This is a genomic window from Tistlia consotensis USBA 355, assembly GCF_900177295.1.
Taxonomy (GTDB): Bacteria; Pseudomonadota; Alphaproteobacteria; order Kiloniellales; family DSM-21159; genus Tistlia; species Tistlia consotensis.
The window spans coordinates 243,895-262,277 of record NZ_FWZX01000005.1 but is presented as its reverse complement, the minus strand read 5'-3'; the positions used below and the strand labels follow the sequence as shown (position 1 = coordinate 262,277).

Sequence of the window (18,383 nt, the reverse complement as noted above, 5' to 3'; positions counted from 1 at the left end):
CCGTGGCCTCGGCTTCCGGGACAGGCGGGGCGCGGCCGGGCTGGCACGGTGCGCGCACGACGGCGGCGATCGTCGGCTGCGCGGGACTGCGCCTCGACGAGGCCGAGCGGCGGCTGTTCCGCGAGACCGATCCGCTCGGCTTCATCCTCTTCGCGCGCAACGTCGAGAGCCCGGCCCAGGTCGCGGCCCTGGTCGAGGCGCTGCGCGACTCGGTCGGCCGGCGCGCGCCGGTGCTGATCGACCAGGAGGGCGGCCGCGTCCAGCGCCTGCGGCCGCCGCACTGGCGCCAGGCGCCGGCCGCCGAGGCCTTCGCCAGGCTCTACGAAACCGACCCGGAGCGGGCCTGCGCGCTGCTGCGGCTCAACCTCCGCCTGATCGCCGCCGAGCTGGCCGAGCTCGGCATCGACGTCGACTGCGTGCCCTGCCTCGACCTGCGCCTGCCCGAGGGCCACGGCGTGATCGGCGACCGCGCCTACGGCAGCGATCCGGCGCAGGTCGCCGCCCTCGGCCGGGCGGCCTGCGAGGGCCTGCTGGCCGGCGGCGTGCTGCCGGTGATCAAGCACCTGCCGGGCCACGGCCGGGCCACGGCGGACAGCCACCACGAGCTGCCGCGCGTCGCGACGCCGCTGGAGACGCTGCGCGCGACCGACCTGGCGCCGTTCCGGGCGCTCGCCGACCAGCCGCTCGGCATGACCGCGCACATCGTCTTCGAGGCGGTCGACGGCGAGCGCCCGGTGACGACCTCGCCGGCGGCGCTGGAGCGGCTGATCCGCCGCGAGATCGGCTTCGATGGCCTGCTGATGTCCGACGACCTGTTCATGGAGGCGCTGCAGGGCGGCCTCGCCGAGCGCGCCGCCGCCTCGGTCGCTGCCGGCTGCGACTGCGTGCTGATCTGCCACGGCTCGGTCGAGGAGCGCCGCGCGGCGATCGAGGCGAGCGGCCCGCTGAGCGCCGAGGCCCGGATCCGCGCCGAGCGGGCCGCCGCCTGCCTCGCGGCGCCGCAGCCCTTCGACCGGGCGGCGGCGCTGGTCGCCCTGGAAGGGCTGGCGGGATGAGCGGCGCCGACTTCGCCGAGGACAGCGGCGCGCCGACGCCGCTGGTCGAGCGGCTGGTCGTCGACGTCGAGGGCTTCGAGGGCCCCCTCGACCTGCTGCTCGAGCTGGCCCGCGACCAGAAGGTCGACATCACCAAGATCTCGATCCTGGCGCTCGCCGAGCAGTACCTGGCCTTCGTCCAGGAGGCGCGGCGCGTGCGCCTGGAGCTGGCCGCCGACTACCTGGTGATGGCGGCCTGGCTGGCCTACCTGAAGTCGCGCCTGCTGCTGCCCGCGCCCGAGCCCGACGGCGAGGAGCCGACCGGCGAGGAGCTGGCCGCGGCCCTGCGCTTCCAGCTGCAGCGGCTGCAGGCGCTGCGCGACGCCGGCGGCAAGCTGGTCGCGCTGCCGCAGCTCGGCCGCGACACCTTCGCGCGCGGCGAGCCGGAAAAGGTGCGCGCGGTCGAGACGGTGGTCTACGAGGCGACGCTGTTCGACCTGCTGAAGGCCTACGGCCGGATGCAGCGCAAGGCCGGCGGCCACAACCTGCGCATCGCCAGGGTCGACCTCTATTCGGTCGAGGAGGCGGTCAAGCGCCTGTCCCAGATGCTCGGCGAGATGCCGAGCTGGCGGGCCCTGGTCGCCTTCCTGCCGCCGGCCCTGGCGACGGGCGATCCCCTGGCCGCGCGCTCGGCCGTTGCCTCGACCTTCGTCGCCAGCCTGGAGCTGTGCAAGCGCGGCCTGCTCGACCTGCGCCAGGACCGGACCTTCGCGCCGATCTACCTGCGCTCGCGGCCGGAGGGCGAGCGGGACCTGGGCGAGTTCGACGGGGCGGAACCGCCCGGGCAAGAGGGCGGGGCGGAGGAGGGCGCGTGAGACACCCTGTCGTCCGTCCGGTCCTCCCGGCGCCTGCCGTGCGGCGGGTCTCACGCGGGCCATCGGCAGGCAAGCGAGCCTGGCCGTCACGACAGGCGCTCGGGTTTGCGAACACTACGCCGCGACGCGGCTCCGCGCCCGCAAACCCCACGGTGCACCAATGAGCGAGGATCGCTTCCAGCGCCTGCGCCTGCTCGAGGCGCTGCTGTTCGCCGCCGCCGAGCCGCTGGCCCCGGCAGCGCTGGCGCGCCACTTTCCCGAGGGCACCGACCTGGTCAGCCTGCTCGAGGAGCTGCAGGGCCTCTACGCCAACCGCGGCGTCCAGCTGCTGCGGCTCGGCGAGCGCTGGGCCTTCCGCACCGCGCCGGACCTGGCGGGCGCCTTCGAGATCGAGCGCACGACGACGCGCAAGCTGACCCGTGCCGCCATCGAGACCCTGGCGATCGTCGCCTACCACCAGCCGGTCACCCGCGGCGAGATCGAGGAGATCCGCGGCGTCGCGCTGTCCAAGGGCACGCTCGACACGCTGCTCGAGGCTGGCTGGATCCGGCCGCGCGGACGCCGCCGGACGCCCGGCAAGCCGGTCACCTGGGGCACCTCCGACGCCTTCCTGGAGCACTTCGGCCTGGAGAGCCTGGACAGCCTGCCCGGCATCGAGGAGCTGAAGGCCGCCGGCCTGCTCGATCCACGCCCGGCCGTCACCATCCTGGGCGAGCGCGGCCTGCTGCCGCCGCCGACCCCCATCGACCGTGACGAGGGCGACCGTGACGAGGACAAGGAGGAGGACCTGCTGGGCGACGACTTCGGCGAGGACCTGCTGCCGGAAGAGCTGGAGCTGCCCGAAGAGGAGCGGGAATGACGGGAAAGCGGAGCATGACGGAAAAGCGGGGGCGCTGCCTCTGCGGTGCGGTGACCTTCCGCTACGAAGGTCCCGAGAACTGGCGGGCTTTCTGCCACTGCGAGTCCTGCCGGCGGCAGACCTCCTCGCCGGTCACCGCCTTCGTCGGCGTGCCGCGGACGGCGGCCGAGGTCGTCGGCGAGACCCTGGCGGCCTACGAGTCCTCGCCGGGCGTGCGGCGCAGCTTCTGCAGCCGCTGCGGCTCGCCGATCGCCTACGAGTCCGACCGCTGGCCCGACGAGATCCACTTCTACACGGCGGCCCTGGAAGACCCCGAGCAGGCGCCGCCCGAGTATCACGTGCACTTCGCCGAGCACCTGTCCTGGCTGAAGATCGACGACGGGCTGGAGCGGCATCCCCGCTCCGGGCAGTAGGGCGCTTGCGCGCCGCCGGCATGCGTTGCCTTTGCGCCGCCGCGGCACTAGCTTCGCGACTTCGTCTCATTCGCATGGTCGGAGCGGCGTGAAGCGCCCCATGGATGCCCTGGTCTTCGACAGCGTCAGCCACCACTACGGCCGCCTGCGCGCGCTCGACCGCCTGTCGCTGACGGTCGGGGAGGGCGAGGTCGTCTGCCTGCTCGGGCCCTCGGGCTGCGGCAAGACGACGGCCCTGCGCCTGGCCGCGGGCCTGGAGCGGCTGCAGAGCGGGCGGATCGAGATCGGCGGCCGGCTGGTCGCCGACGGCGGCCGCGACCTGCCGCCCGAGGCGCGCGACGTCGGCCTGATGTTCCAGGACTACGCCCTGTTCCCGCACCTGCGCGTCGGCGAGAACGTCGGCTTCGGCCTGAAGCACCTGCCGGCGGCCGAGCGCGAGCGCCGGGCCCTGGCGGCGCTCGAGCGGGTCGGCATGGCCGACTACGCCCGGGCCTGGCCGCACACCCTGTCGGGCGGCCAGCAGCAGCGCGTCGCCCTGGCCCGGGCCCTGGCGCCTGGGCCGCGGCTGCTGCTGCTCGACGAGCCCTTCTCCGGCCTCGACCAGCGGCTGCGCCAGGAGGTCCGCGACGCGACGCTGCACCTGGTCAAGGCGAGCGGGGCGGCGACCCTGATGGTCACCCACGAGCCGGAGGAGGCCATGTTCATGGCCGACCGCATCGTGCTGCTGCGCGCCGGCCGGCTGGTCCAGGTCGGCACGCCCGTCGAGTGCTACTTCAAGCCGGCCGATGCCTTCGCCGCCGGCTTCTTCGGCGAGGTCAACCGGCTGGCGGCGCGGGTCGAGGCCGGCGAGCTGCGCACGCCGCTCGCCTGGCTGCCGGCCGAGGGCTTCTCGGAGGGCGAGGCGGTCGAGATCCTGGTCCGGCCAGAGGGCATCCGCCTGCTGCCGCCGGGCGACGCCGCCGGTTCCGGCAAGGTCGAGGCCCGCGTCATAGCGGCGCGGCTGCTCGGCCGCTCGAGCCTGGTGCACCTCAGCGTCGAGCCCGCCGGCGCCGCGCCGCTGCATCTCCACGCGCGCGTGCCCGGCCGCTTCCTGCCCGACGACGGCGATATCTTCTCGCTGGACCTCGATCCGGCCCAGGTCTTCGTCTTTCCGGCCGCAGGCCCCATATTCCGGGAAGGTGCGGGGCGTGGAGCGTCCGGCGAGGCGGCGCTCGCGGCCGCCGCCGGCGCCGGCTCGGCGGCGACCGTCAGGGAGCCGTGAGGCGGGGCCGGCGCGGGGCCGCGGCGGGGTGCGGCGGCCGGCCGGAGAAAGCGTCAGGACCCGACATCGCGTGTCGTTGCCTGGGGGCCGGCTTTTTGCCATAGTCCGCCCCCAACGACCACGCTGGTACATCGGCAACACTAGGAGAACGCCCGGCATGGGTAGCTTTAGCATCTGGCACTGGCTCATCGTCCTCGCGGTGGTCGTGCTGCTGTTCGGCGGCGGCGGGAAGATCCCGCGGCTGATGAAGGACGTCGGCACCGGCATCAAGCAGTTCAAAAGCGGCTTGAAGGAAGACGACAAGCAGGCCGACGACGACGGCGACGACGCGAAGGCGATCGGCAAGGAGAGCGCTGCCGCCTCCTCGACCGTTTCCGAGAACAAGAAGGCCGCCAACGGCTGATGTAGTGCACGGCTGCGGGCCAAGACGGTCCGCGCCGGCTCAGGAACGGTTTCGCGATGCTCGACATCGGGTGGACGGAGATGGCGATCATCGCCCTCGTGGCGTTGGTCGTCATCGGTCCAAAGGATCTGCCGAAAGCGATGCGCAGCGTCGCGAAATGGGTGCGCAAGGCGCGCTCGCTCTCGCGTGAGTTCCAGTCGGGGCTCGACGAGATGATGCGAGAGGCCGAGCTCGACGAGGCCAAGAAGTCGATCGAATCGGTCGGCCGCTACCGGGTCGACGAGCTGGTCGAGCGCGAGGTCGACCCGACCGGCAGCGTCAAGCGCGATCTCAAGGAGGTCGAGGACACCGCCAAGGAGCGGTCCGACGCCGCGACGACGGCCGCGACGACGGCCGCGACCGCGGCCTCTGTTGCCTCGACGGCCGAGGCGTCGGCTACCGAGGCGGAAGCCCCGGCGCCGGCCAAGAAGGGGCGCCGCGTCAGCCATGCCTCGCCGAAGGCGCCCGGCAACTCGGTCAAGCCGCCGAGCGCCGGCGTCGAGAGTTCGATCCCGGCCGCCGGCTCGCCGGCGAAGGGCGGCACCGCGAAGACGGCGGCGGCGAAGAAGGCGCCGGCCGCGAAGGCGCCCGCCGGCAAGGCCCCCGCTGGCAAGGCCGCCGCGAAGGCGCCCGCTGCGAAGTCCGCCGCCAAGGGGGCGGCGACGCGCAAGGCTCCCGCGAGCAAGGCTGCGGCCGCGCCGGGCGGCACGACCGACAAGACGAACAACGGTCCGGCCTCGGACTCGGGGAAAGCTGAATGAGTTCCGAAGACGAGGTGGTCGAGGCCCACAAGATGCCGCTGCTCGATCACCTGATCGAGCTGCGTCAGCGTCTGCTCTACAGCGTCATCGGGCTGTTCGTCGCCTTCCTGGTCTGCTTCTTCTTCGCCCAGGACCTCTACAACTTCCTGGTCCAGCCGCTGGCCAACATCCTGCTCGCCCACGGCCAGGGCAGCGACGTCTTCATGCATCCGGAGAATCAGCCGCCGCCGCGGATGATCTTCACGGACCTGACCGAGGTCTTCTTCACCTACATCAAGGTCGCCTTCTTCTTCGCGGCCTTCATCATGTGCCCGCTGTTCCTGACGCAGATCTGGCTGTTCGTGGCGCCGGGCCTCTACAAGAACGAGAAGAAGGCGCTCGCGCCCTTCCTGATCGCCTCGCCGATCCTGTTCCTGCTCGGCGCGGCGCTGGTCTACTTCGTGCTGCTGCCCTTCGCCTGGCGGTTCTTCCTGCACTTCCAGCAGCCGGGCGGGCCCGAGACGCTGGCGATCCAGCTCGAGGCCAAGGTCGACCAGTACCTCGCCCTGACCATGAAGCTGATCTTCGCCTTCGGGCTCTGCTTCCAGCTGCCGGTGATCATGACCCTGCTGGCCCGGGTCGGCCTCGCGACCTCCCAGGGCATGAAGGAGAAGCGCAAGTACGCGATCGTCATCACCTTCATCCTGGCGGCGATCTTCACGCCGCCCGATCCGCTGAGCCAGATCAGCCTGGCCCTGCCGATCCTGGTCCTCTACGAGATCTCGATCCAGATGGCGCGCCTCGTCGAGAAGGAGCGGGCAAAGCGCGAGGCCGAGCTCGACCGCGAGGCCGGCATCGACTGACGGCGCTCGCGCCGGGCCGGAGCGCCCGGGCGGAAGGTCGCAGGCTGGAACTTCGAAGCGTGCCAGGGGCTTGTCGACAGGCAGGTCGCCTGTCGGGGGTGACCCCGGAGCATTCGAGGAGCCTGCCATGGACCAGGACCAAGCGGCGGCCCTGCGCGGAACCTTCCGGCTCGCCGGCCAGGTCGCGGTGGTGACCGGGGCCGCCAGCGGGCTGGGGCGGGCCGGGGCCATCGCCCTCGGGGCCGCCGGCGTCAAGGTCGTCGTCAACGACCGGCCCGGCGCCGAGGCGGCGGCCGAGGCGGTCTGCCGCGAGATCGAGGCGCTGGGCGGCGAGGCGGCCGCCATCGCCGCCGACGTCAGCAGCGAGCAGGAGGTCGAGAGCCTCTTCGCCGGGACGCTGCAGCGCTTCGGCGACCTGCACATCCTGATCAACAACGCCGGCCTGCAGCGCGGCGCCAGGTTCCAGGACATGACCCTGGCGCAGTGGCGGACGGTCATCGACGTCAACCTGACAGGCCAGTTCCTCTGTGCACGCGCTGCCGTGCGCCACTTCCTGGAGCGCGGGGCCCAGCCCGAGGTCTCGGCGGCGCTCGGCAAGATCGTCTGCATGAGCTCGGTGCACCAGACGATCCCCTGGGCCTTCGAGGCGAACTACGCCGCCTCCAAGGGCGGCGTCTCGCTGCTCATGCAGTCGCTGGCCCAGGAGTTCGCGCCGCACCGGATCCGGGTCAACGCCATCGCGCCCGGCGCCATCCGCACGCCGATCAACCGCGCCGACTGGGACAACGAGGCGGCCATGGACCAGCTGCTGACCCTGATCCCCTACGGCCGGATCGGCGAGCCGCCGGACATCGCCCACGCGATCGTCTGGCTGGCCTCGGACTTCTCGGACTACATGACCGGCGCCACGCTGTTCGTCGACGGCGGCATGACGCTCTATCCCGGCTTCCGGGGCGCCGGATGAGGCCGGTCCGATGAGCAAGGCCATCGAGGACTACGGCTTCATCGGCAACCTGCGCTCCTGCGCGCTGGTCGGCCGCGACGGCTCGATCGACTGGCTGTGCCTGCCGCGCTTCGATTCGGACGCCTGCTTCGCCGCGCTGCTCGGCACCGGCGAGCATGGCCGCTGGCTGCTGGCGCCGGCCGGCGAGGTCCGCGCGACGAGCCGCCGCTACCTGCCCGGCACGCCGATCCTGGAGACCACCTTCGAGACCGCGGAGGGCAAGGCCAGCGTCACCGACTTCATGCCGCTCGGCGGCGGCGTCGATCCCGACGGCCGCACCGGCGAGGTCGTGCGCCTGGTCAAGGGCCTCGAGGGCCGGGTCGAGATGACCCTCGAGCTGGTGCTGCGCTTCGGCTACGGCCGTACCGTGCCCTGGGTGCGGCGGCGCGACTACGGCCTGCGCGCCGTCGCCGGGCCCGACGCCGTCGAGTTCGTGACGCCGGTCCGGCTGCGCGGCGAGGACATGAAGACCCGCGCCGACTTCGCCGTCGAGACCGGCGAGAGCGTGCCCTTCACCCTCAGCTACCATCCCTCGATCGACGAGCCGCGCTTCGTCGACGACCGCGAGGTCCTGCTGCAGCGCACCGCCGGCTGGTGGCGCGAGTGGTCGGAACGCTGCACCCTGCCGGACCCGGCGCCCGAGCCCTGGCGTGAGGCGGTGCGGCGCTCCTTGATCACCCTGAAGGCGATGTCCTTCGAGCCGACTGGCGGGCTGGTCGCGGCGCCGACCGCCTCGCTGCCCGAGCAGCTCGGCGGCAGCCGCAACTGGGACTACCGCTACTGCTGGATCCGCGACGCCACCGTGACGCTCTATGCCCTGGTCAACTCCGGCTACTTCGAGGAGGCCGGCGCGTTCCGCAACTGGCTGCTGCGCGCCGCCGCCGGCGATCCCGGCCAGATGCAGATCATGTACGGCCTGGGCGGCGAGCGCCGCCTGACCGAGGTCGAGCTGCCCTGGCTGCCCGGCTATGCCGGCAGCCGGCCGGTCCGGATCGGCAACGGCGCCCACGGCCAGCGCCAGCTCGATGTGTTCGGCGAGCTGATGGATGCGCTGCACCTGGCACGGCGCTCGCACCTCGGGCCCTACAAGGCGGCCTGGCGGCTGCAGGGCGTGCTGCTCGACCAGCTCGGCGAGCTGTGGCGCGAGCCCGACGAGGGCATCTGGGAGGTGCGCGGCGGCCGGCGCCACTTCACCTACTCGAAGATGATGTGCTGGGTCGCCTTCGACCGCGGCATCAAGGCGGTCGAGTCCTTCGGGCTGGAGGGGCCGGTCGAGGACTGGAAGCGCAGCCGCGACGAGATCCGCGCCGACATCCTGGCCAGGGGCTACGACGCCGAGCGCAACACCCTGGTCCAGTCCTACGGCAGCAAGGCGCTCGACGCCTCGCTGCTGCTCGCTGCCGAGGTCGGCTTCCTGGCGGCCGACGACCGCCGCTACCGCGGCACGGTCGAGGCGATCGAGCGCGAGCTGCTGCACGAGGGCTTCGTGCGACGCTACCGCACCGACGAGGCCGAGGACGGGCTGAGCGGCGAGGAGGGCACCTTCCTGGTCTGCAGCTTCTGGCTGGCCGACGCCTACGTCCTGCTCGGCCGGCTCGACGACGCCATCGCGCTGTTCGACCGCCTGCTCGCGGTGCGCAACGACCTCGGCCTGCTGGCCGAGGAGTACGACCCCAAGGCCGGCCGCCAGCTCGGCAACTTCCCGCAGGCCTTCTCCCACGTCGGCCTGGTCAACACCGCCCACAACCTGCTGCGCGCCCGCGGTCCCGCCCGCCAGCGCGCCAACCACGGCGCGCTGCCGCAGAGCAGCGACGCCTCGGTGCAGACCGAGGCGACCGAGGTCGAGCAGGACTGAGACGGCACCTTGCCGGTGACGCGCCTGGGCGACTGTGGCCGCTGTCCGTGCGCCCGTCGACAGGCTCGGGGTGAAGCGAAGCAGGGGCAAAGGGTGGGGCAACCACGCGCGCCCGTCTCGCTCTCTCCGGCGCCCCGCCATCGCTTCATCCCGAGCGCGGCCGCGGAGCGGGCGCAGTCGAGGGACGCAGGGGCGCCGCGGCAGCGTTTCTAGGACGTCGCGTCGTGGAGGATGATGCCGAGCGTCATACGCCGGCCGCTGCGCAGTGGGGAGACTCCGTGGCGGAGCTGGGCGCGGGACCAGCCGCGCGCAGCCTCGATCGGCCGTTCGGCGACCGGGAAGATGACTGCCTCGCCGCGGGCCAGCGGCGCCACCCGGCCGATCGACTGGCGGCGCGGCCGCTGCTCGACCAGCAGGAACTCGCCGCCCTCGAAGCCGGCCGGGTCGCTGAGCAGGAAGGCGGCCTGCAGCGGGAAGACCAGCTCGCCGTAGAGGTCGCGGTGCAGGCAGTTGTAGTCGCCGGGTCCGTAGCTCAGCAGCAGCGGCGTCGGCCGGGTCTGCCCGGCCGCGTGGCAGCGCGCCAGGTAGTCGGCGTGGCTGGCCGGGAAGTCGGGCGTCTGGCGCAGCCGCTCGCGCCAGGCGTTGGCGATCGGCGCCAGGCGCTCGTAGAGAGCGCTGCGCAGCCCCTCGACCAGGGCGGGCAGGGGAGCGTCGAAGTAGCGGTACTCGCCGCGGCCGTAGCCGTGGCGCGCCATGACGACGGTCTTGCGGAAGCCCCCGCCGCCGTAGAGGCCGGCCAGATCGTCGCACTCGGCGGCGCTCAGCAATGGCCCGGTCAGGCCGAAGCCCTGCTCGTCGAGGCTGCCGGCGATCGCCCGCCAGCCGAGGGCGGCGATCCGGTCCGCCGGGGTCGTCGCGGTCATCTGCATCCTCCCTGCACGCCGCCGCAGATGTCCGTGCCGCGGCGGCGCGGGCACTCCGGTTCTTGCGGCCGCCTATCCTGCCCGAGACCCCCTGCGACCCCGTGACCATTTTTTTGCGGCAATATCTCGTTAACCATTCTTCCCGAATGCTAAACGAAAAGGGAACGCTACGGCTTGCGTCTCTCGGGGCCTCGATGGACGATCGGTCGAGGAATCTCTATAAGGCGGCATCCTGTCACCAAGGGGACGAGACCAGCGGCCATGCACGATCTGAAGTGGATTCGCGAGCAACCGGAGGCCTTCGATCGGGCCCTCGCACGGCGGGGCCTGGCGGGGGCGTCGTCGGCGCTGCTCGCGCTGGATCGGCAGAACCGCCAGGCGCAGACCGAGCTGCAGGAGCTGCAGGCGCGGCGCAACGAGGCGAGCCGCGAGATCGGCCAGCTCAAGAAGGACGGCGGCGACGCCGAGTCGCTGATGGCCGAGGTCCAGGCGATCAAGGAGCGCATGGCCGCCCTGGAGACGGAGACCGGCCGGCTCGACGAGACGCTGAAGCAGCAGCTCGCCGGTTTCCCCAACATCCTGGCCGACGACGTGCCGGACGGGCCCGACGAGACCGCCAACGTCGAGCTCAGGGCCTGGGGCGAGAAGCCGGCCTTCGGCTTCCAGCCGAAGGAGCACTGGGAGCTCGGCGAGGCGCTCGGCCTGTTCGACTTCGAGGCGGCGGCGCGGCTGTCCGGCTCGCGCTTCGTCGTCATGAAGGGCGGCATCGCGCGGCTGCACCGCGCGCTCGGTCAGTTCATGATCGACCTGCACACCCGCGAGAACGGCTATCTCGAGGTGGCGCCGCCGCTGCTGGTGCGCGACCACGTGCTGTTCGGCACCGGCCAGCTGCCGAAGTTCGCCGAGGACCAGTTCCGCACGACCGACGACTTCTGGCTGATCCCGACGGCGGAGGTGCCGCTGACCAACCTCGCGGCCGGCCAGATCTTCAAGGCCGAGGAGCTGCCGCTCCGGGTCACCGCGCTGACCCCCTGCTTCCGCTCGGAGGCCGGCTCCGCGGGCCGCGACACGCGCGGCATGCTGCGCCAGCACCAGTTCGAGAAGGTCGAGCTGGTCTCGATCGTCCACCCCGACGAGTCCGAGGCCGAGCAGCAGCGCATGACCGGCTGCGCCGAGGCGGTGCTGCAGAAGCTCGGGCTGCCCTACCGGGTCATGGTGCTGTCCTCGGGCGACACCGGCTTCGGGGCGCGCCGGACCTTCGACATCGAGGTCTGGCTGCCGGGGCAGGGCGCCTATCGCGAGATCTCCAGCTGCTCGACCTGCGGCGACTTCCAGGCGCGCCGCATGGGCGGCCGCTTCCGTCCCGAGGGCGAGAAGGGCACGCGCTTCCTGCACACGCTCAACGGCTCGGGCGTCGCGGTCGGGCGCGCGCTGATCGCGGTCATGGAGAACTATCAGCAGGCCGACGGAACGATCGTCGTTCCCGAGGCGCTGAGACCCTATCTTGCTGGGCAGGAGATCATCGGTGGGTGAGACCAAGCCGTCCCTGTCGAAGCCCCCCGCGTCGAAACCCCTGGCGGGCAAGCGCATCCTGATCGGCAACGACGACGGCATCCACGCGCCGGGCCTCAAGGCCCTGGAGGAGGTCGCCCATGCCCTGTCCGACGACGTCTGGACCGTGGCGCCGGAGGTCGAGCAGTCGGCGACCAGCCACTCGCTGACGACCCGGCGGCCCCTGCGCCTGCGCCGCTTCGGCGAGCGCCGCTTCGCCGTCGACGGCACGCCGACCGACTGCATCGTGGTCGGCCTGAACCACGTGCTGAAGGACCGCCGGCCCGACCTCGTGCTGTCGGGCTTCAACCACGGCGCCAACCTGGGCGAGGACGTCGGCTATTCGGGCACCGTCGCGGTCGCCATGGAGGCCTGCCTGTTCGGCATCCCGGCGATCGCCATGAGCCAGCAGCGCGAGCACGAGCAGCCGGTCGACTTCGCGCCGGCCAAGGCCTTCGCCGGCGACATCGTCGCCCGGCTGATGGCGGTCGACTGGCCGCCCGACCAGCTGGTCAACGTCAATTTCCCGCCACTCGCGCCCGAGGCGGTCAAGGGCGTGCGGGTCGGCCGCCAGGGCCGGCGCGACACCCAGATCGGCGTCGTCGAGGGCGTCGATCCGGGCGGCCGGCCCTATCTCTGGATCGGCGACTTCCTGCGCCACCACAGCGAGGATGCGAGCAGCGACCTGGGGCTGGTCGCCCAGGGCTACGTCTCGGTCACGCCGCTGCACCTGGATCTCACCCATCATGCCGGCCTGGAGCGCCTGAGAGGGCTGCTGGGATGACCCTGGAGGCGCGCAAGATCCGCCTGCTGATGCAGCTGCGCCGCGCCGGCATCACCGACACCGCCGTCCTGGCGGCGATCGAGAAGGTGCCGCGCGAGCTCTTCGTGCCGCCCTCGTTCCACGACCAGGCCTACGAGAACATCGCCCTGCCGATCGGCCTCGGCCAGACGATCAGCCAGCCCGAGGTCGTCGCCCTGATGACCCAGTCCCTGGAGGCGACGCGGCAGCACACGGTCCTGGAGGTCGGCACCGGCTCCGGCTACCAGGCCGCCGTGCTGAGCCGGGTCTGCCGCCGCGTCTACAGCATCGAGCGCCACGGCGACCTGCTGAAGCAGGCCGAGGCGCGCTTCGCCGAGCTGCGCCTGCACAACATCACCAGCCGGCGCGGCGACGGCAGCCGCGGCTGGCCGGAGCCGCAGAGCTTCGACCGGATCATCGTCACCTGCGCCGCCGAGCTGCCGCCGGAGCCGCTGCTCGCCCAGCTCCGCGACGGCGGCTGCCTGATCCTGCCGGTCGGCGGGCAGGGCCGCAGCCAGGAGCTGCTGCGCCTGCGCAAGACGGCCCGGGGCGTGGAACGCGAGGAGCTCGGCCTGGTGCGCTTCGTGCCGCTGGTCGCCGACCTGCCGGAGAAGCGGTCGACGGGATGACGGAGAGACGCGCCGGAGCAGCTGCAGCGAACGCCGGCCCGGCCGCCGGCCCGCACCGCCTGCCGGCGGCGCTGCTCCTGCTCGCCGGTCTGCTCGGGCTCGCCGCCTGCAGCGATGCCGAGCGGGTCTCGAAGGCGCTCTCGCGGCCGCCGGCCGCGGCGAGCGGGCCGGAGCTGCCGCCGCCGCCGGACCCCTCGCCGCAGAAGCCCTGGTATTTCGCCAACAACCCCGAGGTCGGCGGCGTCATCTGGGCGCAGCGCGGCGACACGCTCTACGACATCGCCCACAAGTTCCGCCTGAGCCCGCGCGAGCTGGCCGAGGCCAACGACATCGCGCCGCCCTACGACCTGAAGCCCGGCGAGATGCTGAAGATCCCGCCGCAGCGCCTGCACGTGGTCGCGGCCGGCGACACGGTCTACGGCCTGTCGCGGCGCTACGGCATGGACATGAGCGAGCTGACCAAGCGCAACGACATTCCGCCGCCCTACACCATCGTCGTCGGCCAGCGCCTCTACCTGCCGGCCGACAAGCCGCAGCCGGCCGGTCCCGAGCCGATCGCCCCGGCGCTGGCCGCCAGCCAGCCGGCCGTCCAGCCCTCGGCGACCCAGCAGGCCGCCGTGCCGAAGCCGCCGCCGGCCGAGCCGGTCGCCCTGCCGCGACAGGCGCCGTCCTCGGCGGTGCCGGTGCCGCCGCCGCTCGCCAACGGCCAGTTCGCCTGGCCGGTGCGCGGCCGGGTGGTGTCCTACTTCGGGCCGCAGGGCGACGGCCGGCACAACGACGGCATCAACATCGCGGTGCCCGCCGGCACGCCGGTCGAGGCCGCCGAGAACGGCGTCGTCGCCTACACCGGCAACGAGCTGCGCGGCTTCGGCAACCTGGTGCTGATCAAGCACGCCGAGGGCTGGATCACCGCCTATGCCCACAACCAGGAGATCCTGGTCCACAAGGGCGAGCGCGTCGCCCGCGGCCAGCTGATCGCCCGCGTCGGCTCGACCGGCAACGTCAGCGAGCCGCAGCTCCACTTCGAGGTCCGCAAGGGCACCCACGCCCTCGATCCCCTGACCGTGCTCGGCCCGCAGGCGGCGACCAACTGAGCGCGCCGCGCCGGGCTCACGCGCTTCGGCGAACCGCCACCACGGCGAACACGCCGGCGTAGAGCAGGCCCAGGACCAGCGGCAGGCCGCCCGGGCCGAGGCGGTCCATGGCTGCGCCGGCCAGCGGCGGGCCGGCCAGGCCGCCGAGGCCCCAGAGCAGGGCGAAGGCGGCGTTGCCGGCCAGCAGCAGGGTGCCGCCGAAGCGGTCGCCGAGCTGGATCAGCGCCAGGGTGTAGATGCCGTAGGCCGCCGAGCCCCAGACGAAGAGCAGCGGCCACAGCGCCCAGGGGTCTGTGCCGGCGGCCGGCAACAGGGCGGCGCCGGCGACGGTCAGGGCGCAGAGCAGCAGAGTCGCGCCGCGCCGCGACCAGGCGTCGGCCAGCCAGCCGATCGGCAGCTGGAACAGCACGTTGCCGATCGCCAGCACGCCGACCGTGCCGGCGGCCAGCGCCTCGCCGAGCCCGACCCGCAGGCCGTAGACCGGCAGCAGCGACAGCACCGCCTGGTCGAAGGCCGCGGCGGCGCCGACCAGCAGCAGCAGCAGCGGCGCCTGCGGCAGGAAGGCGAGCAGCGAGGCCGGCCGCTCGTCCTCCAGCCCGGGCAGCCGATGGCGCGCCGCGAAGACCAGGACGGCCGAGACCAGCGCGATGGCGATGCCGATCAGGAAGGCGGTCCAGCCCCGGCTGCCGGCCAGGGCGACGATCAAGGGCCCGCTGGCGAAGCCCGCGGCCAGCACCGAGGAGAAGAGGCCGAGGACGCGGCCGCGTCGGGCCGGCGGGGCCAGCTGGTTGATCCAGGTCTCGCAGATGATGTAGAGGCCGTCGATCGCGAAGCCGAGCAGGAAGCGCGCCGGAAACCAGATCCAGAGGTTGTGCGCCGAGCCGATCAGGGCGAGCAGCAGGGCGACCGCCAGCGCGCTGGACAGGGCGACCCGCACCGGCCCGATCCGGCGCGCCAGGAGCGGCAGCAGCGGCGCCGAGACCAGCAGGCCGAGCGGCGTCATGGCGGTATTGAGCCCGATCAGCGCCGAGGACACGCCCTGGCGCTCGAGCACCAGGGCGAGCAGTGGGTAGCTCAGTCCCTGGGTGATCGCGAAGACGCCGGCGAGCAGCACGACGACGGCGATCGCGGCGCCCTTGCCGCGCGCGTCGTCGCGCGCCTCGCCGCCGTCCCTGGCCCCGCCCATGCCGTCTCCCCCGATCCGCTCCCGCGCCCGCGCCGGCGATCCCCGACGGACCGGGAACCGATCCCGCCGGCGCCACGTTGCTCTGCCCGTTCGCAACGAAAGGGGCAAGTAGCCATGAAGCGTCTGTTCTCCCTGCTGTTCATCTGCACCTTCCTGGCCAGCGGCTTCGCGCTGACCGGCTGCGACGACCACGAGGGGCCTGCCGAGAAGGCCGGCAAGAAGGTCGACGAAGCGATCCAGGACACCAAGCGCGCGATCGACGACGCGACCGACTGAGCCGCGCGCCGGCCCCCCTTCCTGCGTCCCGACGTCCGGCGTCTTGCCTTCGTCACGCCGGTACCTCGGAAATGCCGGCTTGGCGGTGCAGAGCTGCGGCGTCACGACGGCTGACGGGACGCATGGCCTCACGGCGATTCACCTGGTCCCGCCCGGGCGCGGTCCCCGGTCCGATCCGGGGGCCGGTCCCGGCCGGGATGCCGCTTTCGACGCCGGCGGCCCTGCTGCTGGCGCTGTCGCTGCTCGCGGCCTGCAGCTCCCAGACGGTGACCCAGCCGGCCCGCTCGGCGACCGAGCAGCTGCTGATCTCGACCGCGATCGACCGGGCGGCCGAGCGACTGGCGGCGGCGCTGCCGGTCCGCGGCAAGCTGTTCCTCGAGCCGGTCAACCTGGACGGCAACGACGGCAAGTACGCGGTCGGTGCGGTGCGCGAGGCGCTGCTGCGCCACGGCGACCGGGTCGTCGCCAGCCGGCTCGACGCGGACACCATCGTCGAGCTGCGCAGCGGCGCCCTCTCGATCGATTCCGACAGCCTGCTGGTCGGCGTCCCCAGCATCAGCCTGCCGCTCGTGCAGGGCCTGGCGACGCCGAAGATCGCGCTGTTCAGCGAGGACCTGAACCAGGGCGTGGTCAAGCTGGTCGGCACCGCCTACGACCCCAAGTCGGGCGAGCTGGTCGCCGCCAGCGGCCCGGCCTTCGGCTTCGCCAACCAGGCCGAATGGACGGCGCTGCTGGTCATGAGCTGGACGACCAGCGACATCAAGGCCGACCAGCAGCGTCCCGAGCCGCTGCCCTGGGACTGACCGGCCCCCTGGAAAGACCCATTGAGGGAACGAAATCTTCGTCGCGGGCTTCGAGGTCTCCGGGGGCCAGCGGCATCCGCCCGCATCGGCGCCGCCCGCCGTCTCAGACAGGAAGTCCCATGCGCTTCCCCTTCCGCCCCCGGGCGATCGACCGCAGCGGCAGGGACACGCCGACCCGCGACGTCTTCGCCTAGGTCCGGCGGATGAGCGGCCCGCGCCAGATCGCGATCTGCCTGCTACACGCTGCCGGTCGTGCTGCTGCTGATCCAGCTGCGCATCGACCGGCTGGTCGAGCGCCGACCCGGCGCGCCGCGAGCCGTCGGCGGGCGGATCGCGGCGGCCGGGCAGGCCGAACGCGGCGACTTCGAACAGGCACTGCATCTGACGCTCGACCGGGTCGTCGGCCTGCGCATCCGGCCGCTCCTGCTGACGTTCGCCGGCAAGGGCCCGATCGATCTCAGCAGCGACCTGGCGCCGTCGCCGTCCGTCGGCCGCGGCGCGGCGCGGCGGGTCAGTGGGCGCGCTCCAGGCGCCGCTCGATGGTGCGCAGGTTGGCGCGGGCCCGCGAGACGCGCGACTTGACCGTGCCGACCGCGACGCCGAGCCGCCGCGCGACGGCATCGTAGCTCTCGCCGTCCGGGCCGACGCGCATCAGGATCCAGCGCTGCTGCCGGGGCAGCCTGCCGAAGGCCCGGGCGAAGTCCTGGTGCTGCAGGTGCTTTTCCTGGGTCGGCGGACTGGCCAGGCAGAGGTCCTCCACCTCGATCGGGAAGTGCGGGCCGCGCCGCCCGAGCTGGCGGCCCCGGTCGCGGGCGATGTTGCGCAGGATCGTGAAGGCCCAGGCGCGCAGGTTCGTGCCGGGCCGGAAGGTGCTGCGCTTCTCGAGCGCCCGCACCACGGTGTCCTGCACCAGGTCGTTGGCGACGTCGGGCGAGCCGGTCGAACGGCGGCTGTAGGCGCGCAGCTCGGGCACCAGCTCGATGAGTTCCATTTCGAAGTCCAAGGCAACCTCCGTTCTTGGCGGGTTCTGTGCCTTCGGCCCCCGGTACCGAAGTCGTAACGCCTATGTCGTGAGCGCGTTCCGGAGATGCAAAGGCCGAGATCAAATCCTTGGGTTAACGATCTGAAATCTTCGACAATCCACAGTAAGACGGGATGAATACTCCGGTAGCGCGGTACCGTACCGGCGGAAATCAATCTTCGCGGCCGGCGCGGTGCTGGCCGTGGGGTGCCGGCTCGTCCATCTGGCGACGCAGGCTGGCGCGTGCCCGGGCGACGCGCGACTTCACCGTGCCCACGGCGATGCCGTAGGCCGTCGCGAGGTCGAGGTAGGTCTCGTCGCCGACGGCGACGCGCAGCAGCAGGTCCTGCTGCTCGTCGGTCAGGCGCGCGAAGGCGCGGTTGAGGTCGCGCAGCGCGAGCTCGCTGTCCTGGCGCGGGGCGACGCCGAGCGCCAGGACAGCGAGCTCGAGCGACAGGTGCGGGCCGCGGCGCGTGCGCCGGCGTCCCTCGTCGGCGGCCAGGTTCCTCATGATCATGAACAGCCAGGCGCGCAGGTTGGTGCCCGGGCTGAAGCCGTCGCGCGCCTGCAACGCCCGCAGCAGGGTATCCTGCAGCAGGTCGCCGGCGGCGTCGGCGCTGCCGGTGCGGCGGCGGGCCCAGACGTGCAGCAGCGGCATCAGCTCCAGCAGGGCGAGCTCGAATCCGTTGGTCCGTTCGTGCCGTTCGGTCATGCGGATGCTCCCATCGAGCACCCGACGTCGGTGCGGCCGGC

General features: G+C 72.6%; 21 protein-coding genes. 17 read left to right on the top strand and 4 right to left on the bottom strand.

The features are described from left to right. Window positions 1-2: 2 nt before the first annotated feature. The 10 genes from nagZ (at window position 3) to B9O00_RS09545 (ending at window position 9,345) form a co-directional block, all read left to right on the top strand. Window positions 3-1,055 (top strand): beta-N-acetylhexosaminidase, encoded by a 1,053-nt coding sequence (nagZ, locus tag B9O00_RS09590; RefSeq protein ID WP_179243925.1) that lies wholly within the window; start codon window positions 3-5, stop codon window positions 1,053-1,055. Next, window positions 1,052-1,909 (top strand): segregation and condensation protein A, encoded by an 858-nt coding sequence (locus tag B9O00_RS09585; protein ID WP_085122310.1) that lies wholly within the window; start codon window positions 1,052-1,054, stop codon window positions 1,907-1,909. The genes nagZ and B9O00_RS09585 overlap by 4 nt, the downstream gene beginning before the upstream one ends. Before the next feature lie 160 nt (window positions 1,910-2,069). Next, window positions 2,070-2,768 (top strand): SMC-Scp complex subunit ScpB, encoded by a 699-nt coding sequence (gene scpB, locus B9O00_RS09580; RefSeq protein ID WP_085122308.1) that lies wholly within the window; start codon window positions 2,070-2,072, stop codon window positions 2,766-2,768. Between the two features lie 14 nt (window positions 2,769-2,782). Continuing rightward, entirely contained in the window at window positions 2,783-3,181 is a 399-nt protein-coding gene (locus B9O00_RS09575; RefSeq protein ID WP_159460165.1) for a GFA family protein, read from the top strand. Between the two features lie 88 nt (window positions 3,182-3,269). Further along, window positions 3,270-4,442, top strand: a complete 1,173-nt coding sequence (locus tag B9O00_RS09570) for an ABC transporter ATP-binding protein (protein ID WP_235017080.1) — start codon at window positions 3,270-3,272, stop codon at window positions 4,440-4,442. A 157-nt stretch (window positions 4,443-4,599) separates the two neighbouring features. Continuing rightward, window positions 4,600-4,845, top strand: coding sequence for a twin-arginine translocase TatA/TatE family subunit (locus B9O00_RS09565; RefSeq protein WP_085122302.1), 246 nt, complete (start codon window positions 4,600-4,602; stop codon window positions 4,843-4,845). Window positions 4,846-4,901: 56 nt separating this feature from the next. Further along, a complete protein-coding gene (gene tatB / locus B9O00_RS09560) occupies window positions 4,902-5,645 on the top strand; it encodes a Sec-independent protein translocase protein TatB (RefSeq protein WP_085122299.1) in 744 nt (247 codons plus the stop codon). Further along, window positions 5,642-6,487, top strand: coding sequence for a twin-arginine translocase subunit TatC (gene tatC, locus B9O00_RS09555; protein WP_085122297.1), 846 nt, complete (start codon window positions 5,642-5,644; stop codon window positions 6,485-6,487). The genes tatB and tatC overlap by 4 nt, the downstream gene beginning before the upstream one ends. 127 nt (window positions 6,488-6,614) lie before the next feature. Further along, the gene (locus B9O00_RS09550; protein WP_085122295.1) at window positions 6,615-7,451 is read left to right on the top strand and encodes a glucose 1-dehydrogenase; all 837 of its coding nucleotides are present in this window, start codon (window positions 6,615-6,617) and stop codon (window positions 7,449-7,451) included. 10 nt (window positions 7,452-7,461) lie between these two features. Then, window positions 7,462-9,345: a glycoside hydrolase family 15 protein gene (locus B9O00_RS09545; RefSeq protein WP_085122293.1), complete on the top strand. Its 1,884-nt coding sequence runs from the start codon at window positions 7,462-7,464 to the stop codon at window positions 9,343-9,345. A gap of 209 nt (window positions 9,346-9,554) precedes the next feature. Here the strand turns inward: B9O00_RS09545 and B9O00_RS09540 are convergent, their stop codons facing one another. Next, window positions 9,555-10,268 (bottom strand): 2OG-Fe(II) oxygenase, encoded by a 714-nt coding sequence (locus tag B9O00_RS09540; RefSeq protein WP_085122291.1) that lies wholly within the window; start codon window positions 10,266-10,268, stop codon window positions 9,555-9,557. Window positions 10,269-10,529: 261 nt separating this feature from the next. Between B9O00_RS09540 and serS the strand changes: the two genes are divergently transcribed. Genes serS through B9O00_RS09520 form a run of 4 tightly spaced genes read left to right on the top strand, consistent with a single transcriptional unit; the run spans window position 10,530 to window position 14,344 of the window. After that, window positions 10,530-11,801 (top strand): serine--tRNA ligase, encoded by a 1,272-nt coding sequence (serS, locus tag B9O00_RS09535; RefSeq protein WP_085122289.1) that lies wholly within the window; start codon window positions 10,530-10,532, stop codon window positions 11,799-11,801. Further along, window positions 11,794-12,603: a 5'/3'-nucleotidase SurE gene (gene surE / locus B9O00_RS09530; RefSeq protein WP_235017079.1), complete on the top strand. Its 810-nt coding sequence runs from the start codon at window positions 11,794-11,796 to the stop codon at window positions 12,601-12,603. The genes serS and surE overlap by 8 nt, the downstream gene beginning before the upstream one ends. Next, on the top strand, window positions 12,600-13,250 hold the full coding sequence (locus tag B9O00_RS09525) for a protein-L-isoaspartate(D-aspartate) O-methyltransferase (RefSeq protein WP_085122287.1): 651 nt from the start codon (window positions 12,600-12,602) through the stop codon (window positions 13,248-13,250). Before surE ends, B9O00_RS09525 begins: the two co-directional genes overlap by 4 nt. Further along, window positions 13,247-14,344 carry a LysM peptidoglycan-binding domain-containing M23 family metallopeptidase gene (locus B9O00_RS09520; protein ID WP_085122285.1) on the top strand — a complete coding sequence of 366 codons (1,098 nt, stop codon included), beginning with the start codon at window positions 13,247-13,249 and terminating at the stop codon, window positions 14,342-14,344. The genes B9O00_RS09525 and B9O00_RS09520 overlap by 4 nt, the downstream gene beginning before the upstream one ends. 16 nt (window positions 14,345-14,360) lie before the next feature. Here the strand turns inward: B9O00_RS09520 and B9O00_RS09515 are convergent, their stop codons facing one another. Further along, window positions 14,361-15,530 (bottom strand): MFS transporter, encoded by a 1,170-nt coding sequence (locus B9O00_RS09515; protein WP_085122283.1) that lies wholly within the window; start codon window positions 15,528-15,530, stop codon window positions 14,361-14,363. 114 nt (window positions 15,531-15,644) lie between these two features. Between B9O00_RS09515 and B9O00_RS33460 the strand changes: the two genes are divergently transcribed. The 3 genes from B9O00_RS33460 to B9O00_RS09505 all read left to right on the top strand — a co-directional run bounded on the left by B9O00_RS33460 (window position 15,645) and on the right by B9O00_RS09505 (window position 17,191). Further along, window positions 15,645-15,806: a hypothetical protein gene (locus B9O00_RS33460; RefSeq protein ID WP_179243926.1), complete on the top strand. Its 162-nt coding sequence runs from the start codon at window positions 15,645-15,647 to the stop codon at window positions 15,804-15,806. A 197-nt stretch (window positions 15,807-16,003) separates the two neighbouring features. Beyond that, window positions 16,004-16,609 (top strand): DUF6655 family protein, encoded by a 606-nt coding sequence (locus tag B9O00_RS09510; RefSeq protein ID WP_085122281.1) that lies wholly within the window; start codon window positions 16,004-16,006, stop codon window positions 16,607-16,609. A gap of 252 nt (window positions 16,610-16,861) precedes the next feature. Then, on the top strand, window positions 16,862-17,191 hold the full coding sequence (locus B9O00_RS09505) for a hypothetical protein (RefSeq protein WP_085122279.1): 330 nt from the start codon (window positions 16,862-16,864) through the stop codon (window positions 17,189-17,191). Here B9O00_RS09505 and B9O00_RS09500 read toward each other — a convergent pair. Continuing rightward, complete coding sequence (locus B9O00_RS09500; protein WP_085122277.1) at window positions 17,121-17,612, bottom strand: sigma-70 family RNA polymerase sigma factor; 492 nt, start codon at window positions 17,610-17,612, stop codon at window positions 17,121-17,123. The genes B9O00_RS09505 and B9O00_RS09500 overlap by 71 nt on opposite strands. Before the next feature lie 190 nt (window positions 17,613-17,802). Next, window positions 17,803-18,342, bottom strand: coding sequence for an RNA polymerase sigma factor (locus B9O00_RS09495; protein WP_159460163.1), 540 nt, complete (start codon window positions 18,340-18,342; stop codon window positions 17,803-17,805). Window positions 18,343-18,383: the final 41 nt, after the last annotated feature.

What these genes read in the sequence shown, in the direction of transcription:
- B9O00_RS09550 (WP_085122295.1), top strand. Translation starts at nt 6,615, where the DNA reads ATGGACCAGGACCAAGCGGCGGCCCTGCGCGGAACCTTCCGGCTCGCC.
- B9O00_RS09585 (WP_085122310.1), top strand. Translation starts at nt 1,052, where the DNA reads ATGAGCGGCGCCGACTTCGCCGAGGACAGCGGCGCGCCGACGCCGCTG.
- B9O00_RS09515 (WP_085122283.1), bottom strand. Translation starts at nt 15,530, where the DNA reads ATGGGCGGGGCCAGGGACGGCGGCGAGGCGCGCGACGACGCGCGCGGC.
- B9O00_RS09540 (WP_085122291.1), bottom strand. Translation starts at nt 10,268, where the DNA reads ATGACCGCGACGACCCCGGCGGACCGGATCGCCGCCCTCGGCTGGCGG.
- B9O00_RS09565 (WP_085122302.1), top strand. Translation starts at nt 4,600, where the DNA reads ATGGGTAGCTTTAGCATCTGGCACTGGCTCATCGTCCTCGCGGTGGTC.
- tatC (WP_085122297.1), top strand. Translation starts at nt 5,642, where the DNA reads ATGAGTTCCGAAGACGAGGTGGTCGAGGCCCACAAGATGCCGCTGCTC.
- B9O00_RS33460 (WP_179243926.1), top strand. Translation starts at nt 15,645, where the DNA reads ATGAAGCGTCTGTTCTCCCTGCTGTTCATCTGCACCTTCCTGGCCAGC.
- tatB (WP_085122299.1), top strand. Translation starts at nt 4,902, where the DNA reads ATGCTCGACATCGGGTGGACGGAGATGGCGATCATCGCCCTCGTGGCG.
- B9O00_RS09575 (WP_159460165.1), top strand. Translation starts at nt 2,783, where the DNA reads ATGACGGAAAAGCGGGGGCGCTGCCTCTGCGGTGCGGTGACCTTCCGC.
- B9O00_RS09495 (WP_159460163.1), bottom strand. Translation starts at nt 18,342, where the DNA reads ATGACCGAACGGCACGAACGGACCAACGGATTCGAGCTCGCCCTGCTG.
- B9O00_RS09510 (WP_085122281.1), top strand. Translation starts at nt 16,004, where the DNA reads ATGCCGCTTTCGACGCCGGCGGCCCTGCTGCTGGCGCTGTCGCTGCTC.
- B9O00_RS09545 (WP_085122293.1), top strand. Translation starts at nt 7,462, where the DNA reads ATGAGCAAGGCCATCGAGGACTACGGCTTCATCGGCAACCTGCGCTCC.
- serS (WP_085122289.1), top strand. Translation starts at nt 10,530, where the DNA reads ATGCACGATCTGAAGTGGATTCGCGAGCAACCGGAGGCCTTCGATCGG.
- scpB (WP_085122308.1), top strand. Translation starts at nt 2,070, where the DNA reads ATGAGCGAGGATCGCTTCCAGCGCCTGCGCCTGCTCGAGGCGCTGCTG.
- B9O00_RS09525 (WP_085122287.1), top strand. Translation starts at nt 12,600, where the DNA reads ATGACCCTGGAGGCGCGCAAGATCCGCCTGCTGATGCAGCTGCGCCGC.
- B9O00_RS09520 (WP_085122285.1), top strand. Translation starts at nt 13,247, where the DNA reads ATGACGGAGAGACGCGCCGGAGCAGCTGCAGCGAACGCCGGCCCGGCC.